Genomic DNA, 17,781 nt, shown 5'->3' with positions numbered 1-17,781 from the left:
CCTAAAAAATGAAAAATAAAATCCTTTTTATTGTCCCAAGTTTGAAAAATGCGGGACCGGTTAACGTATGCCTTAACATCATCAAAAACCTGCCTGCGTTTTATGATATTGAAGTTCTGGCGCTGAATGGTGGCGAAAGGGAAGAGGAATTCGCCTCGCGGGCTAAAATCACCGTCTTCAAACGTACCGCCATATTACAGATACTGAGATTTATCCGTAAAGGTGGCTTTTCGGTTATTCATAGCCACTGTACCGTCTCGGATATATTTAACTATTTATCGTTCCCCTCTGTACCACAAGTCACCACGATACATAACTATTTCGAAGTGGATTTTGTCCAGACCAAGGGATTCGTTAAAGGCATGCTCGAAGGCCTGGTCGGGCGTTATATGATTCGCCACTTTCATAAAGTCGCCTGTTCATATGCGGTGATGAAACATTGCGTCAATTACCATGCGATGCATAACGTTACCGCCATTCCCAATGGTGTTGAGCAGCCGCGTCCACTACAACATCAGAATCATGACAATGAGGTTCACTATTTTTATTTAGGTGTACTTAACAAAAGAAAGAATGTTCAGCAAATTCTTGAAGCCTTCAGTGGCTGGTGCCAGGGAAAAATGGCAAAGCTGCATATTATTGGAGCAGGTAGCGATGAAACGTTTCTGCGCCAAAAATTCAACAATGAGAAAATCATTTTTCATGGTAGTACCGATCAACCGCATGCGGTGTATAAAGATTTTGATTGTTTTATCTCAGCGTCTCATGCCGAAGGGCTGCCATTAGCACTGATTGAGGCAATGGCTTCAGGAAAGACCTTTATCTGTTCAGATATCGAACCTCATCAAGAGGTACATAACGCCTTTGAACAAAAAAGCGGATATTTATTTAACAAAACCACACATGGTTTGATCTGCTGCCTCAACGAGTATTACCTGTCCGATGAAAAAGCCAGTCTGGCGGATAACGCCAAAAATAATTATTTAAAAAATTACTCAGCAAAAAAAATGGCACTTAGCTACAGCGACCTTTACCAAAAAATATAAATTATTCTACACACAGCAAAAGGTGACTTATGTTACAACAACATTTTTCCGTGTTGATGTCCCTATATTACAAAGAAAGTGCTGAAAATCTGGATAGTTGTTTTCGTAGTCTGGAACAGCAAACTCTTCAGCCAACCGAAATAGTTCTGGTTATAGATGGACCTGTTGGACCTTTACTGGAAAAGGTGGTTTCACGCTGGGAAGATAAACTCCCCATCCACCGGGTACAACTGAAAACAAATATTGGCCTGGGATTAGCACTGGCTGAAGGAATGAAACATTGCTCATATGAATATATTGCCAGAATGGATACCGATGATATATGCCTGCCGCACCGTTTCCAGCGGCAAATGACGTTTATGTCCGAAAACAACGATGTGGCCCTGTTGGGTTCCGCAGTGATTGAATTTGATGAAGAAGGTCAACATCGACTTAAACGCTTACCTGAACTGCACGCTGACATTAAACATTTCTCACGGTTCAAAAATCCGTTTAATCATATGAGTGTCGTGTTTAGAAAATCCGTAGTGGATCACGTTGGAGGTTATCAACATCATCTATTTATGGAGGATTACAATCTGTGGTTAAGAATAATCGCAGAGAATTACACAACACATAATTTAACAGATATTCTGTTGAACGTGCGGGCAGGCTCTGGCATGTTAAAGAAACGCAGGGGTTTGAACTACATCAAAAGTGAAGTCTCTCTTTTTAATTTGAAGCGCAAATTGAAAACGGCTTCGGTAGTTAACAACCTTGCGGCTTTTCTTGTTAGGGTATCTACCCGCGTCGCACCAGAAAAATTTCTTGAGCTTCTGTATCGTGTAGACAGAGCCAAAATTTAATTTTTTACTTTTCATCCCATCATACTTATTTTTTAAATAATAAAATTCTGTTCTTACAGGATATTGCTGTGAACAGGATTAATGACTATCCAGCGTAAGGTGAATCATGACGAACATCATTCGTAGCCTCAAACTGACATTATCTGAAATTAAAATGAATCCTGGCATCAAATCCAAGCTGGTTGTACTGCTGTACCGCCTGGCTTCTTTACATGCTAAACGGGTGCGGGTGTCTTATCCCATCACGCTGGCTTTTGTTATTCTGCATAAGTTCTTTAACGAGTTTATGTTTGGCGTCGAGATCTCCTATCGGACCAGGATCGGTCATGGATTTGTTATCTGGCATGCTTACTCCGTCATCATTAACAGTGGTTGCGTAATTGGGAAAAACTTCAATATTCGACAATGCTGCACCGTCGGCGGGAATAGATTGCCGTATCCTAAACATTTTATCATTGGTGATAATGTTTCTATGGGCGTTAACTCCTGCATCCTCGGTGATGATATTGAAATTGGCCACAATGTCATGATTGGCGCAGGGGCCATTGTCATGACCAATATTGCTGATGATCACTACGTGGTCGCACCGAAACCCTTTATTAAAACCCGTAAGTTTCAATCAGACGCGGTGCGTGTAGCCTGAAAGGTATCCCAGAATGAAGTTTATCTATGTTGATCCTTCAGCGACGATTCCGGGTAACGGGAGCCTGGAAAAACCTTATCGCACGATGGATGAGGTAATTTCATCCGGAGTTAGCCATCCTGTCACCGTATCAATTAAACGTGGCACGCATTTCTACTGGTCCTATATCAGCCAGAATGTAATGGCTTTTTTCTTAAATCGTTCTGGCACGCAGAGTGTTCTGACATCCTATGGTGAGGGTGCTTACCCGATTTGGTATCCTAAAGACGCTGCCACACGTCACACTGATACCCTTTTCCAGAACTTTAATATCAACTCGTTACAGCTTTCCTCTCCCCCTGGTGAACAACATACCGGTGGCTATTTGTATGGTACGCTCAGAGGGGATGCCAATGGGATTTGCAATCTGGAAATTCACCATATTAACTTTATTGGTGATCCGGCCGCGATAGCAGGTTCCGCTCCCGCCAAAGAAGTGGCATGTATCCACCTGACCGTTAAAGACAAAGCAAACATCGCCCACAAAGTTTTTATTCATGATATCTATGGCGATAACATTAATTGCGGCATATTCATTCGTGGCAACCCCCATCTTTCAGAGCCTGATACCTATTATGGTGATCAAAGAAAAAGCTATGGGGTACGTATTCTTGATGTTTCTTTCACCAACATTGTTAATTACGGTGTCTTATTGTCTGGTGCGGCCAGCAAAAATAAAAACCGTGATGTTCGTGGAGATGAATGGGAATCTGGCTGGGATAATATTTATTACTCGTCCTACCGTACCAACGTGTATAACCCGATAAAAGATCCCCATGCATGGACCACCGCCCGTGCGGATGTCCCGCTGTGGATGACCATGTGCGCTTACGCCACCGGGCAGAATTTTGAGGTGCATGGGTCCGGACCGGCCGCGCCCGATCGCTATGCGTTAGATTTGGATTATCACTGCAATCATTGCCTGTTACGTTGGGGTTATCTGACCAATAATGCCAAACCGTTTATGTTCGTTCAGGGTCCCTTCTCCAACAGTTGGTATCATGCTAACGGTTATAAGCCGCTCAATGATGACATCTATACGCTCTACCATACCCTTGGCCTGGGTTGTGTGAATAACGTGATTGAATACATTGTTTCCTATAACGATGGCGTCGCGCGAACACAACGCAGCGAGGATATTTACTGGAAAAAAGCCTGTTGTTTTTGGTATTGCTATAACAATGTCGTGCGAAATTGCCTGTTTATTGACACCGTTTCTCAGGCCAATGACCATGTTCTTTTCTGCAACCCACGCAAAGAGGACAATCCAGCCGCCCTTGCCATGACGCTGGAGAATTGTATTTTTTACTGGAAACACCGTGACAATTCCAATCTGATCAGCCCTGCGGAAGTGTCCGAATTTGGCACGTTGCTGACCAAATACGCCTTCAAAAACTGCATCTTCTACTCTGAAGCCTGGTCATCCGCCGCTCCCGCCGCCCTGGCGGGTGTCTCCACCAGCGAGCTGCAATATGTCGATCCTAAATTCCGCTTTACCCTCCCCCTCGTGCCGCCGGCGGGTATGAAGGAAGCAAAAAATATCCTGCAACTCGCCAGCGATTCACCCGCCCTTAAAACCGGGACAACCAATACCGGCCTGGATATATGGGGAAACGCTGGCAACAACATTGGCTGGCAGCAGCAACCGACGGCGTTGTAATAATAAACAGACGGTGAGACATCATGACTCTATCAAGAAGACGTCTTTTGAACTGGATTGTGCCTTCGACACTACTGGCGTTGTTCTCAAACCGCAGTTCTGCATCCAACTCCAGTGATGTCAGGATAAATCACCCTCCCTTACCCGCAACGGCAGCGCCAGACACATTACGTACTGAGATTGGCAAAGAGAATGGATTCGAACTGGTTGGCGGTTTCTTTACCGGCGAAGGCAAGCAAGTGGCGGGCAGTGGAACAACGTCGGTGTTTGACCGGGTCAGGCAACGCGGGCAGTTTGATATCGTACAAGGCGTGTCGGATCCTAAAGGGATCGCTGGCTTAACGTTTGGCGGGCCAGATAACCGGGGGGCGTTAATTATTGATGAACGTGGGCGTCTCCAGACGTATGCCACGAAAGAGGGAAAACCCACGGCGGCCAGAGTGGCCATCCCGTTCAGTGAACCCTATGGACAAGGTATCGCTGGCTGGAATGGCAGCATATTGCGCTTACCCTTCTCCGGTGCCGAAGATGACACGCTGCATTCCTCGTTAATCTTTCTACCCAAAGCCGACGGTTCAGCTGACATGTATATTGCCGGACCGGGGCAATATACCGACTACGGCACTCCCTATGCGGGATCGGGCGTGGTTGCTCCGCGTGCCTTAACGGATAAGGATTTAATCGCGCCGTTGAGGAAGGGAAATGTGCAGTCCACAACCTGGCTCAGCCAACCCAGTTGGGTAACGTTATTCACCCTGAAAACCGGTGTAAGAAATTCAGGCCCGAACTTCACCGGATTTTTTATCTCCGGGGGAACCCTGGCAGAGTCAATCTATACCTATCTGATTCAATGCAATGACATTTTTGTCTCATCGCTCAATGCCGCGACGGTGAAGCATGTCTTGCGTATCACTAACTTACGCGATCCCTCGGACTACCGACACGACACCGCAAACCTGACACAATTTGGCTACGTCTACAACACGTCGGACAACACGTTGACGGTCTACGCCAAAATTGCCGCCCGTAACGAAGGTGCGACCTTCATTCCACTTCGCTATGCCGAGGCAGGAAATTCAGGGGAAGAGAAAGTCGTTCTTCATCAAGCGGGCGATGGACCGCTGAACAGAGAGCCTGAAGGTATTGTGTATGTTGAGGAAGAAAATTCTTTAACCTCAAATACCTACATCCCCCTTAATGATGGCCGTGTGGTGAAAACATCCGGGGCAGTGATCCGCATCTCTGACTCCATAGCCGCCGCGACCCGATCGCCGGTGCAGGATGCGTTTAAACAGAACGATGACTTTAGCGCGGTTAATCGAGGTTACGCGCAGTCCGGCAAGTTGACCGCGACAAAAGAAGCGACGGGAAAATATAAGATCATCGGCACATCAATCGTCACGAAAAAATCTTTATGGAAAATCAGCAATCCGGTGATTGCAGGCGGAGCAGGCATCCAGAATCTGGCGGCGACTATCGAGTCTGATTCTTACAACACGATTGTGATTGGTGTCAGGGCGCTGAAATACACCCTGAATGGTTCTGAGGGCACCATAACCGCCGCCCTCGGTGATTACACCGACATTCCGGCTGACAGCTGGGTCGATATCCACACCACGTTGCAATGATCGGGTGCCAGCAGAGTAACGCTGGCCCCCTTCCATTAACGCAACGGCACCTCGCGCAATGCCTGGCGAATAAAGCCATTGTTGTGGCTGAGCAGCGCTTGTGCTTCTGCCGCCGGCAACCCGGCGAGTACCATCACAATCGCGGTTTTGCAGTGTCCCTGACAGGCCGCCAGCGCCTGCTGCGCAGTTGCGTCATCGCATTCGGTTGCCTGTTTAACGATATTAATCTGCCGCTGTACCAGCTTCTGGTTAGTCGCTTCGACATCCACCATCAGGTTGCCGTACACCTTGCCGCTACGGATCATCGCGCCGGTGGTCAACATATTCAGTACCAGCTTTTGCGCTGTGCCCGCTTTCATACGCGAAGAACCGGTGACCACTTCCGGCCCCACCACTGGGGTCAGTGCCACATCGGCCACCTGCGCCATCGCGCTGTTCGGGTTGCAGGTTAAGGCGGCGCTAAAGGCTCCCACCTGTTTGGCGTAATCGAGGGCACCCAGCACGTAAGGCGTGCGACCGCTGGCGGCGATGCCTACCAACACATCTTTGCTGCTGAACTGGATATCACGCAGATCCTGCGCACCTTGCTCATAATTATCCTCGGCATTTTCCACCGCCTGCAAAATTGCGGTGTGACCTCCGGCGATCAGCCCTACCACCTGGCTGCGCGGGGTGCCAAAGGTAGGTGGGCATTCACTGGCATCGAGGATCCCGAGACGACCTGAGGTACCCGCTCCGCAATAGATGAGACGACCACCCTGACTGAAGGCGGCGGTGATGGCATCCACCACCTCGGCAATCTGCGGCACAATCGCTTCTACCGCCAGCGCCACTTTCTTATCTTCGTCATTGATAACGCGCAGCATCGCTTCCGTCGACAGCTCATCAATCTGTTGGCTGGCCGGGTTACGCCCCTCAGTAATCATCTGGCTGAGATCGATTTTCATACAAGTTCCGCTAAGAGAATAATTTATTCTTGAAACTATATATCAAACTGAATTGTTAATTCACCAGGTGGAAAGGGAAATTTTTCCGTTTTGCCCGGCGCAGGGATAAAAAAACCCGCCAGATGGCGGGTTTATGAGAGGCAGGTTACGCAGCGTTTTGCGTACGTAACTTAAGCTCGTAAGCGGCGGCTTGTTCGGTGTCGAACTGGTTTTCCCAACGGGCGATCACCAGTACCGCCAGCGCGTTACCGATCACGTTCAACGCGGTACGCGCCATATCCATAATACGGTCAACACCGGCAATAAACGCCAGGCCTTCCAACGGAATCCCGACACTCCCCAGCGTTGCCAGCAGCACCACGAAAGAGACGCCCGGTACGCCTGCAATCCCTTTCGAGGTCACCATCAACGTCAGCACCAGGATGATTTCATCGGTCAGCGACAGGTCAATGCCATACAACTGAGCAATGAAGATCGCCGCAATGCTCTGGTACAGCGTTGAGCCGTCAAGGTTGAACGAATAACCGGTTGGCACCACAAAGCTGGTGATAGCCTTCGGCGCGCCATAGGCTTCCATCTTCTGCATGATGCGCGGCAACACGGTTTCTGAGCTGGAGGTGGAGTAAGCCAGAATCAGTTCATCTTTCAGAATGCGCATCAGGGTGGTGATACGCAGTTTGCAGAAGCGCGCCACCGCCCCCAGCACCACAAAGGCGAAAAACAGAATCGCCACATACACCAGCAACACCAGCTTGGCGAGCGGCCACAGTGAGGCGAAGCCGAAGTTAGCAATGGTGACGGCAATCAACGCAAATACGCCGACCGGTGCGTAACGCATGATCATATGCGTCACTTTAAACATGGTTTCAGAAACCGAACGGAACAGCCCCACCAGCGGATCGCGATGTTCCGCAGGCAGAGACGACAGCCCCAGACCAAACAGCACCGAGAAGAAGATAATCGGCAGCATGTCACCCTTCACCAGCGAGGCAAAAATGTTCTGCGGGATCAGTGACAAAATGGTGGTGACCAGGCTGTGCGGTGCACCCTGCACCGCCTGCGTTGTGGCTTCGTATTTAGAGATGTCCACCGTTGCCAGCGTTGACATATCAATGCCGCTGCCGGGTTGGAATACGTTGGCCAGCGTGATGCCGACCACAATGGCAATGGTGGTGATCACTTCAAAATAGACAATGGTTTTGACGCCAATACGTCCGAGTTTTTTCGCATCGCCCACGCCAGCAATGCCGACGATCAATGACGAAACCACAATCGGCACCACAATCATCTTAATCAGATGAATGAAGATGTCGCCCGCCGGGCTGAGAATATTGGTGATTAACCATTCACGATCGTCCGGTTGATTATGCAACACCGTACCGACCACGACGCCCAGAATCAGCGCAATCAATATCTGCCAGGCGAGGCTGAGTTTAAAACCTTTCATAACGCGTTACTTTCCTCAGTTAAAACCCCTTTGCTCTGCTGCGAAGGAGCAGAAGACGAAACACACAGGGAAGTGAGCAAAAGCCCGATAAAATAGAGGGTTATTATGGACTGCATCCGATACTACCTTGCGCACATTTTGCACGCGTCCTGTGATGCAGCCTGAGTGGATACTGGCTTGCCAGGGGCGAGATAAGTACCATTTTCACTACGGTAAATGCAACCCCTGGCGGGTTCGCTTAATTCTTATCCTGCGCTGTAGCATAAAATGCTGATCCGGGGAGAAAACCATAACCCGCTGTTATGAAAAGTTTTAATTCGATAATTTTCCGCATAGCTATGCAAAATCGCGTAAAAAGCAGTCGGGCGCGTTTGCTGATATTTTGTTCAGAAATTTCTCAGAGTTAGCACCTGCTGCGCCTGATGATTCCATGATATTGGCCAAACGAATACCCACAGGCTTAGGCCGTGATCCAGTCTGCAAAACCGAAACAAAGCCGCAGGGCCGGGCTTCAATTAACCATTGATTGACATATGATTAACATCTTCAAGGAGGTCAGCCATGAGCCAAATTCACAAGCATCCCGTTCCTGCTGCGATTGCCGAGAACGCCCTGATTAATGCAGAGCAATATGCAGCGATGTACCAACAGTCGGTTGACGATCCCGAAACCTTTTGGGGCGAGCAAGGCAAAATTCTCGACTGGATTACTCCCTATAGCAAAGTGAAGAACACCTCCTTTGCGCCGGGTAATATCGCCATTCGCTGGTATGAAGATGGCACGCTCAATCTCGCGGCCAACTGCCTTGATCGTCACCTGCAAACCCGTGGCGACCATCCTGCCATCATCTGGGAAGGTGATGACGCCAACGAAAGCAAAACCCTGACTTTCCGTCAGTTACACGCTGAGGTGTGTCGTTTTGCCAACGTGCTCGGCAGCCTGGGTGTGAAGAAAGGCGATGTGGTCGCCATCTATATGCCAATGGTGCCGGAAGCCGCGATTGCCATGCTGGCCTGCGCGCGCATCGGAGCGGTGCATTCGGTGATTTTTGGCGGTTTCTCACCAGAGGCCGTCGCCGGACGCATCATCGATTCAAACGCCAAATTGGTGATTACCGCCGATGAAGGCATTCGCGCCGGACGCAGCATTGCGCTGAAGAAAAACGTGGATGATGCCCTGAATAACCCGAATGTCACCAGCGTGAAGAACGTGGTGGTATTCCAACGCACCGGTAAAGATACCGGCTGGCGCGAAGGCCGTGACCTATGGTGGCATGATCTGATGGCAGGTGCCAGCGACCAGCATCAAGCGGTAGCGATGAATGCCGAAGATCCGCTGTTTATTCTCTATACCTCCGGCTCTACCGGTAAGCCCAAAGGCGTGCTGCATACCACCGGGGGCTATCTGGTGTATGCCGCTACCACTTTTAAGTATGTTTTTGATTATCATCCGGAAGACGTTTACTGGTGCACCGCCGATGTCGGCTGGGTTACCGGACACAGCTATCTGATTTATGGTCCACTGGCGTGTGGTGCTACCACGCTGATGTTTGAAGGCGTGCCGAACTGGCCGAAGCCGAGCCGCATGGCGGAAGTGGTCGATAAACACAAAGTGACCCTGCTCTACACCGCCCCCACCGCGATTCGCGCGCTGATGGCCGAAGGCGACAAGGCGATTGAAGGAACTAACCGCAGCAGCCTGCGCATTATGGGTTCGGTGGGTGAACCAATTAACCCGGAAGCCTGGGAGTGGTACTACAACAAGATTGGTGATGGCCGCTGCCCGATTGTCGATACCTGGTGGCAGACCGAAACCGGTGGTTTCATGATCACCCCACTGCCGGGCGCTATCGAGTTGAAAGCAGGTTCCGCCACTAAACCGTTCTTCGGTGTGCAACCGGCGCTGGTCGATAACGAAGGCAATACCCTGGATGGCGCGACGGAAGGCAACCTGGTGATTGTTGATTCATGGCCGGGCCAGGCACGTACCTTGTTTGGCGATCATGAACGTTTCGAGCAGACCTACTTCTCCACCTTCAAGCACCGTTACTTCAGCGGTGACGGCGCACGCCGGGATGAAGATGGTTACTACTGGATCACCGGGCGTGTTGATGACGTGCTGAACGTCTCCGGTCACCGCCTCGGTACCGCAGAAATTGAATCAGCGCTGGTGTCACATCCGAAGATTGCTGAAGCGGCGGTGGTGGGGATTCCACACAGCATTAAAGGTCAGGCGATCTATGCTTACATTACGCTGAATCACGGCGAGGAGCCGTCGCCAGAGCTCTACACCGAAGTACGTAACTGGGTGCGTAAAGAGATTGGCCCGATTGCCACCCCGGACGTGCTGCACTGGACCGACTCGCTGCCGAAAACCCGCTCCGGCAAAATCATGCGCCGTATCCTGCGTAAGATTGCCACCGGTGATACCAGTAATCTGGGCGATACCTCCACGCTGGCCGATCCAGGCGTGGTAGAAAAATTACTGGAAGAGAAACAGTCGATAAAAATGCCGTAAATAGTCATCTGATAAATACGTAGCGGCGCAATTTATCGCGCGCTGTACTGATTAAAAGCGCGATAAATCGCGCCGCTACGAATATAGCCCGGCAATGCGGTTCAGCCTGTCCCCACAGGCTCCGCATCGTCAACCCTGCCCTCCGTCGTACTCGTCAACATCGCATTTACTAAATAATTAGAACATTCAGTCAGTTAACATCACTTTTCGGTGAGGTTACTGCCTGCCTTGCCTCTGGAGAAACTGTGATGAACGAAGCCGTAAACCAACAGGAAGCTGTGTGGCAACAAATCGAGAGCAATCCGCGCTTTCAGGAGCTGGTGCATAAACGCCAGTCCTTTGCGCTGGTGCTCAGCCTGATCATGCTGGTGTTATATGTCGGTTTTATCCTGCTGATCGCCTTCGCCCCCGCCTGGCTCGGTACGCCGCTCCATCCCGGCACTAACGTCACGCGAGGTATCCCCATCGGCGTCGGCCTGATTGTGATCTCTTTTGTGCTGACGGGAATTTATGTCTGGCGTGCCAACGGTGAATTTGATCGTCTGACCCAACAGATTCTGCGCGAGGTGAAATCATGAAGCGTCTGCTCCCACTGTTCCTCGCCGCCGCCCCCATCAGCGCCTTTGCCGCCGATGCCATTACCGGTGCGGTGCAGAAACAACCCATCAATTACGGCGCCATTATTATGTTTGTGGTGTTCGTCGCCGCGACCCTCGGAATTACGTATTGGGCTTCCAAACGTACCCGTTCTCGTAGCGATTACTATACCGCAGGCGGCAATATCACCGGTTTTCAGAACGGGCTGGCGATGGCAGGCGATTATATGTCCGCAGCCTCGTTTCTCGGCATCTCCGCCCTGGTTTACACCTCCGGCTATGACGGCCTGATCTATTCACTCGGCTTTCTGGTGGGCTGGCCGATGATCCTGTTTCTGATTGCCGAGCGTTTACGCAACCTTGGTCGCTATACCTTTGCTGACGTGGCCTCCTATCGTCTGGAGCAAAAACCCATTCGCACCCTCTCCGCCTGTGGTTCACTGGTGGTGGTGGCGCTGTATCTGATTGCGCAGATGGTTGGTGCCGGTAAGCTGATTCAGCTCCTGTTCGGCCTCAATTACCATGTCGCGGTCATTCTGGTGGGCATCCTGATGGTGATGTATGTGTTGTTCGGCGGCATGCTGGCGACCACCTGGGTGCAGATTATCAAAGCGGTGCTGCTGCTGTTCGGTGCCACCTTTATGGCTGTCATGGTGATGAAAACCGCAGGTTTCAGCTTCAACACGCTGTTTACTGAAGCGATGGCAGTGCACCCGAAAGGCTCGGCCATTATGCAGCCCGGTGGGTTGGTGAAAGATCCGATTTCAGCGCTGTCGCTCGGACTGGCCCTGATGTTTGGTACTGCCGGATTGCCACATATCCTGATGCGCTTCTTTACGGTGGCCGATGCTCGTGAGGCGCGTAAAAGCGTGTTTTGGGCCACCGGCTTTATGGGCTATTTCTACTTCCTGACCTTTATTATCGGCTTCGGCGCGATCTTGCTGGTAGGGGCCAATCCCGCCTTTAAAGATGCCAGCGGCGCGCTGATTGGCGGCACCAATATGGCGGCAGTCCATCTGGCGGATGCAGTGGGTGGCAGCCTGTTCCTTGGCTTTATCTCTGCTGTGGCATTCGCCACCATTCTGGCGGTGGTGGCCGGGTTAACGCTGGCGGGGGCTTCTGCGGTTTCTCATGACCTGTATGCCAGCGTGATCCGCAAAGGCAAGGCCACCGAACGCGAGGAACTGCATGTCTCGAAAGTCACGGTGCTGGTGCTTGGCATCGTAGCGATTGCGTTGGGGATTTTGTTTGAGAAGCAGAATATCGCCTTTATGGTCGGCCTGGCGTTCTCTATCGCGGCCAGCTGTAACTTCCCGATTATTTTGCTGTCGATGTACTGGTCGAAGCTGACCACACGCGGCGCAATGATTGGAGGCTGGCTGGGCTTGCTGACGGCGGTGGTGCTGATGATTCTTGGACCCACCATCTGGGTGCAGGTATTAGGACATGTCGCGCCGATCTATCCGTATGAGTATCCGGCGTTGTTCTCAATACTGGCCGCGTTTATCGGCACCTGGCTGTTTTCCATTACCGATCATTCGGAACAGGGGGCCATTGAACGTCAACGCTTCCGTGGACAGTTTATTCGTTCTCAAACCGGCGTGGGTATTTCGCAGGGGAAAGCGCACTGACGCCCTCACCCTAACCCTCTCCCACAAGTGGGAGAGGGAATATATGGTTCCCCTCCCTCTCCCACTTGTGGGAGAGGGAATGGTCCGTGCAAAACTGGCATATCGCACACCTCCCTCTCCCTCATGGGAGAGGGCCGGGGTGAGGGTCACAGCGCGCAGAGGACTCTAACCGCAGAGGGCCGGGGTGAGGGTCACAGCGCGCAGATGACTCTAACCGCAGAGGACCCTATTAAAAACGCAGTGACGCCCCAACATACGGGCCATCGGCCAGCACGTTGTCTTTACGGCTGCCTTTGTTGTTCAGCTCGATATACTGATAACCCACACGTACGTTCAACAGCGAGATCGGGGTGAAGCTCAGGCCGCCAGACACTTCCTGGTAGCTGTCGAGATGATCAGAGAAGGATTCCGGTGCATAGTAGTAGCCACCATACAGGCCCCACATGCTATTGAAGTTGTACTGCGCACCCGCACCCACTGCCACGGCAAATCCGTCTTTACCATCTTCCGGGTGGGTAAACAGCGCTTTCGCCGTCGGAGCCAGACGCAGGTTACCAAAATCAACGTTGTAACCCAGACCCAAACCATAAGTGCTGCCGTCATGATCGCTGCGCAGCCAGTTGCCATTAAGGAACAGACCCGGTGAGTTGGTACCGAGGCCAAGGTTGAGGTTGGTGGTGTGTTCACCCACGTCAACACTGCCCTCAATCGCCTGCGCGCCGCTGCTCAGCAGAGCCAGACCCAGTACGCTTCCTGTAACAAGTTGCTTTAACATGTAATTCCACTCCATGAAGGACAATCAATTCGGCGGAAAGGGTAAACAGCCAGGCGGCAGGAAACAACTTTATTTGGCAAGCTTTACGTAAACAGGAATGACAGCAACAGGCAAAACGGCCCTTGCGGGCCGTTAATTTGGCAGATTACGCCTGCCACATCAGATGCCCCAGCAAGGGGGCAAGGATCACCGTCACCACACCAGATAGCATCATCACCAGGCTGGAAACCACCCCTTCCTGCTGACCTATCTGGTAAGCGCGCGCCGTACCGGCACCGTGCGAGGCCGCGCCGAAACCGGCCCCCTTCGCCACCCCCTGTTTGATCGCGATACGCAGGAACAGAAAATCCCCTACCGCCATGCCAAACACCCCGGTGATCACCACAAACAGCGCCACCAGATCCGGCTGACCGCCAATCGGTTTCGCCGCCGCCAGTGCAAACGGCGTGGTGATGGAGCGCACGGCCAGGCTGCGCTGAATAGATTCCGGCAGAGTAAGCAAACGCGCCAGCCACACCGAGCTGCACACCGACACCAGTGTCGCGGTCGCCACCCCCAAACTGAGCGATAACCAGTGGCGTTTGATAATCTCCTGGTTTTCATACACCGGCACCGCAAAGGCCAGCGTTGCCGGGCCAAGCAGCCACAGCAGCCAGTGGCTTTCGGCGATGTAATCTTTCCAGCTCACATGGGTAATCAGCAGCAGTACCACCAACACCAGCGGCGTCATCACCAACGGCATCAGCAGCAAAGTGCGCCAGCGTTGGTACAAACGTTTGTTGAGGTAATAAACCAGCAACGTCAGCACCAGACAAAGCAGGCTAATGATCAGATCATTCATGATGCGCCTGCTTACGCGCTGCATGCGCCATTTCAAAACGGTAAACGCGATCAACCACCAGCGAGGTCGCCGCCAACACCAACAGGGTGCTGATGCCAATCACCAGACAGATGCGCCAACCCTCGCTGCGCAACAAATCGCTGTAGTTCACCACCGCCACCACCGCCGGGACAAAGAACAACAACATCTCGGCCAGCAGCCAGTTAGCGCCCGCCTTCACCCAGCGCAGCGGTATCACGCGCGTCATAATCAACACCAACAACAGCAACATGCCGACGACATTGGCAGGCAGCGGCAAATGCAGCCAACCCACCAGTTTATCGCTGGCGATAAACAATCCCACGTACAGCACCAACTGTAGCGGGACGAAAATACGTTGCAGGATGTCCGTTCTGCGCGGACTCAATGCGAACGCCATTTTCTTCACTCCCCCGTAAATAAATCAGGTGTTCAGTATAAAACGCAGGCAGAGTGTGAAAAAAATGAATTAATATTATTCAAACTATGCCAATAAGGAATACTTCTATGGACGTCCGCGCCCTGCGCTACTTTACCGAAGTGGTGCGCCAACAAAGCTTCACCCGCGCCGCGCAGAAGCTTTACGTCACACAGCCCACCATCAGTAAAATGCTGCGCCAACTGGAAGAGGAGCTGGGCTGCACGCTGCTGCTGCGCGACGGTCGCAAGCTGCATCTTACCGATAGCGGCCAGGCGGTTTATCAGCGCGGGCTGGCGATTTTGCAGGAGTTTCACCAACTGGAAGCTGAGATCGGTGACATCACCCAACTGAAGACCGGCGAGCTGCGGCTGGGCATTCCGCCAATGGTGGGGATGCAAATTGCCGGTTCCATCTCTGCCTTCCGCCGCCGTTATCCCGGTGTGGAACTGAAAATCGCCGAGTTTGGCGGCCTGACGGTGCAGCAGGCGGTGCTGGATGGCAGCCTCGATATCGCGCTGACGGCGCTGCCGGTCGACGCCGATTTGCCACTGAATACGCTGGAGTTGATGCACCATCCGTTATGCGTTTTGCTGCCGCGCACCGCCCCCTGGCTCAATCGTACCCATCTGGGGCTGGGTGAGCTGGCGGAACATCCGTTGCTGATTTTCAACGAAGAATTTTCGCTCAATCGCCAGTTAATGAAGGCCTTTCATCGTCTTGGGTTGACGGCAAATATCGCGGTGCGCAGCGGTCAGTGGGACTTCCTCGCTGCGATGGTGCAGGCGGAAATGGGGTTGGCGATCCTGCCGGAACCGATTTGCCAACGGCTGGATAAGCAATCACTGCTGTGGCTGCCGCTGGAATCAGAGCTGAAGTGGAGCCTGGGATTGATCTGGCGGGAAGGCAGTTATTTGTCACGTAGCGCTCAGGCGTGGATTGCCTGCTGTCGTGAGCACTGGCCGGATAATGCGCCGCGAATCTCAGTCTGATTCGCGGCGCAGCGGTTACTCTTCTTTCTCGATCAGCAAGGTTTCCAGCAGGTCGAGATCGCGCAACAATTTCTGCATGGTTTCGTTGGAGATTTGCTGGGTGGCGCGCAGGTGATACACCTCGGCGCGCTCGGCGCGGATCGCCGTCAGACGGAAACGGCGTTCAAGGTTCTCCGCAAACAGTGCCTGCTCCAGCTCCTCTTTCCCGACCACGCGACGACGCAGATTGCCAATCACCCGCAGGCTGACCTCTTTCAACAGCTCCGGATCGATGTTTTCTTCGGTGTCTTTTTCCAGCCGGGCTTCCATCTTTTGCAGGCTTTCGATCGCCACGCTGGCCATCGCGGCACGCGCGCTTTGAATTTCGCGTCGATGGCCTGCTTTATCGGTGCTCTCCATGCCGCGCAGCAGGATGGGTAACAGCACCACACCAACCAGCAGCGAAAACAGGATCACGCCGGTAGAGAGGAACACCAACTCGTAGCGCGCCGGGAACGGGTCACCGTTGCTGAGGAACAGCGGAATTGACAGCACACCGGCAAGGGTAATCGCCCCGCGCACCCCGGCGAACGAGGCAATCAGCAGTTCGCGCAGCGAGTAGCTGGCAAATTCCAGCGGCTTTTTCTTGAGGAAACGCAGGCTGGCGCGTTTCATCATCCACAGCCAGCCAAAACGCACCACCATCAGCGCGGCATACACCAACACGATGTCGGTGAACAGCATCCACAGCTCGACATTGGGATCGGCGTTGGCCTGTGCCACCGAGGTTTCAATAATGTCCGGCAGTTGCAGGCCGAGCATCAGGAACACCATGCCGTTGAAGACAAATTCCAGCATCTGCCACACGCTGTTGGCGCGTAAACGCATCGCCAGCGGAGCCTGGCGGATGATACCGGAACGGGTGATGGTCATACCGGCCGCCACTGCCGCGAGGATCCCGGAGACACCAAGGTGTTCCGCAATCAGGTAGGAGGCAAACGGCAGCAGCAGCAATAACACCGTCTGCGTTGCCGGATCGTCACCGCTCCAGCGACTCAGCAGACGCAGCGAGCGGCCATACAGCCAGCAAACCGCGACCCCGGCCACCAGGCCGCCAACCGCCACTTTGAGGAACTCGACGCTGGCACCGCCCCAGGTGAAGACCATAGTGCCCATCGCCACGGCGACAGCAAACTTGAGAGACACCAGGCCGGATGCGTCGTTCATCAGGGCTTCGCCCTGCACAATCGACATGATTTTTTTCGGGATGCGCCCTTCCCCAACGATACCGGAGAGCGCCACCGCATCGGTCGGTGACAGTACCGCCGCCAGCGCAAAGGCCGGAATCAGCGGGATACCCGGTACCAGCCAGTAAATCAGATAGCCGATACCCACCACGGTGATCAGCACCAGTACCAGCGCCAGTCCGATGATCTCACGACCGTGATGCAGAAATTCGTTAATCGGTGTTTTCCAGCCGTCGGCGAACAGCAAGGGCGGAATAAACAGCACCAGAAACAGTTCGGGATCAAAATCGACATGCAGACCAAAGGTCGGCCAGGCAAGCATTGCACCGGCCGCGATCTGCACCAGCGGCAGCGGGATTTGAAACGGCAAGATACGTGCCGCAACACCAGAGAGTGACACAACCAGTGTCATGATGAGAATGGTAAAGAAGATTTCCATGCTTTCCTTAGGCGAATCATTTTCGTTAAAGCGATGTTTGTTGCGCAGGAAAGTGTAAAACAAAACGCCGCAC

General features: G+C 52.5%; 15 protein-coding genes. 9 read left to right on the top strand and 6 right to left on the bottom strand.

Going from position 1 to position 17,781, the window contains the following annotated elements; genetic code table 11:
• Positions 1–8: 8 nt before the first annotated feature.
• The 5 genes from AC6I8R_RS01900 (at position 9) to AC6I8R_RS01880 (ending at position 5,861) form a co-directional block, all read left to right on the top strand.
• The gene (locus AC6I8R_RS01900; RefSeq protein WP_415173288.1) at positions 9–1,046 is read left to right on the top strand and encodes a glycosyltransferase family 4 protein; all 1,038 of its coding nucleotides are present in this window, start codon (positions 9–11) and stop codon (positions 1,044–1,046) included.
• A 29-nt stretch (positions 1,047–1,075) separates the two neighbouring features.
• Positions 1,076–1,891 (top strand): glycosyltransferase, encoded by an 816-nt coding sequence (locus tag AC6I8R_RS01895; RefSeq protein ID WP_415173289.1) that lies wholly within the window; start codon positions 1,076–1,078, stop codon positions 1,889–1,891.
• A gap of 106 nt (positions 1,892–1,997) precedes the next feature.
• Positions 1,998–2,534, top strand: a complete 537-nt coding sequence (locus tag AC6I8R_RS01890; protein ID WP_497831843.1) for a serine acetyltransferase — start codon at positions 1,998–2,000, stop codon at positions 2,532–2,534.
• Positions 2,535–2,547: 13 nt separating this feature from the next.
• Complete coding sequence (locus AC6I8R_RS01885) at positions 2,548–4,233, top strand: hypothetical protein (protein WP_415173291.1); 1,686 nt, start codon at positions 2,548–2,550, stop codon at positions 4,231–4,233.
• A gap of 47 nt (positions 4,234–4,280) precedes the next feature.
• Positions 4,281–5,861 (top strand): hypothetical protein, encoded by a 1,581-nt coding sequence (locus AC6I8R_RS01880; protein WP_415173292.1) that lies wholly within the window; start codon positions 4,281–4,283, stop codon positions 5,859–5,861.
• Positions 5,862–5,896: 35 nt separating this feature from the next.
• Here AC6I8R_RS01880 and murQ read toward each other — a convergent pair whose 3' ends face one another.
• Entirely contained in the window at positions 5,897–6,808 is a 912-nt protein-coding gene (murQ, locus tag AC6I8R_RS01875) for an N-acetylmuramic acid 6-phosphate etherase (RefSeq protein ID WP_021184118.1), read from the bottom strand.
• 145 nt (positions 6,809–6,953) lie between these two features.
• The gene (gltP, locus tag AC6I8R_RS01870; protein WP_021184117.1) at positions 6,954–8,255 is read right to left on the bottom strand and encodes a glutamate/aspartate:proton symporter GltP; all 1,302 of its coding nucleotides are present in this window, start codon (positions 8,253–8,255) and stop codon (positions 6,954–6,956) included.
• 561 nt (positions 8,256–8,816) lie between these two features.
• Between gltP and acs the strand changes: the two genes are divergently transcribed.
• From acs to actP, 3 genes are all read left to right on the top strand, one after another.
• The gene (gene acs, locus AC6I8R_RS01865; protein WP_415173293.1) at positions 8,817–10,772 is read left to right on the top strand and encodes an acetate--CoA ligase; all 1,956 of its coding nucleotides are present in this window, start codon (positions 8,817–8,819) and stop codon (positions 10,770–10,772) included.
• 248 nt (positions 10,773–11,020) lie between these two features.
• Positions 11,021–11,350: a DUF485 domain-containing protein gene (locus AC6I8R_RS01860; RefSeq protein ID WP_021184114.1), complete on the top strand. Its 330-nt coding sequence runs from the start codon at positions 11,021–11,023 to the stop codon at positions 11,348–11,350.
• Positions 11,347–12,999 (top strand): cation/acetate symporter ActP, encoded by a 1,653-nt coding sequence (actP, locus tag AC6I8R_RS01855; protein WP_497831842.1) that lies wholly within the window; start codon positions 11,347–11,349, stop codon positions 12,997–12,999. Before AC6I8R_RS01860 ends, actP begins: the two co-directional genes overlap by 4 nt.
• A gap of 229 nt (positions 13,000–13,228) precedes the next feature.
• On the opposite strand, the gene AC6I8R_RS01850 is transcribed toward actP, so the two are convergent.
• The 3 genes from AC6I8R_RS01850 to AC6I8R_RS01840 all read right to left on the bottom strand — a co-directional run bounded on the left by AC6I8R_RS01850 (position 13,229) and on the right by AC6I8R_RS01840 (position 15,033).
• Positions 13,229–13,774 carry a YfaZ family outer membrane protein gene (locus AC6I8R_RS01850; RefSeq protein WP_021184112.1) on the bottom strand — a complete coding sequence of 182 codons (546 nt, stop codon included), beginning with the start codon at positions 13,772–13,774 and terminating at the stop codon, positions 13,229–13,231.
• Between the two features lie 145 nt (positions 13,775–13,919).
• A complete protein-coding gene (locus AC6I8R_RS01845) occupies positions 13,920–14,615 on the bottom strand; it encodes an LrgB family protein (protein ID WP_497831841.1) in 696 nt (231 codons plus the stop codon).
• Complete coding sequence (locus tag AC6I8R_RS01840) at positions 14,608–15,033, bottom strand: CidA/LrgA family protein (RefSeq protein ID WP_497831840.1); 426 nt, start codon at positions 15,031–15,033, stop codon at positions 14,608–14,610. The genes AC6I8R_RS01845 and AC6I8R_RS01840 overlap by 8 nt, the downstream gene beginning before the upstream one ends.
• Before the next feature lie 107 nt (positions 15,034–15,140).
• On the opposite strand from AC6I8R_RS01840, the gene AC6I8R_RS01835 reads away from it, so the two are divergent.
• Positions 15,141–16,043 carry a LysR family transcriptional regulator gene (locus AC6I8R_RS01835; protein ID WP_021184109.1) on the top strand — a complete coding sequence of 301 codons (903 nt, stop codon included), beginning with the start codon at positions 15,141–15,143 and terminating at the stop codon, positions 16,041–16,043.
• A gap of 15 nt (positions 16,044–16,058) precedes the next feature.
• Here the strand turns inward: AC6I8R_RS01835 and AC6I8R_RS01830 are convergent, their stop codons facing one another.
• Complete coding sequence (locus AC6I8R_RS01830) at positions 16,059–17,708, bottom strand: Na+/H+ antiporter (protein WP_415173295.1); 1,650 nt, start codon at positions 17,706–17,708, stop codon at positions 16,059–16,061.
• Between the last annotated feature and the right edge of the window lie 73 nt (positions 17,709–17,781).

This window comes from Pantoea sp. X-Soil-OKNW-713 (assembly GCF_059730685.1).
Note: the sequence above shows the minus strand (reverse complement) of the source record. Positions and strands in the feature narration are given on the sequence as shown.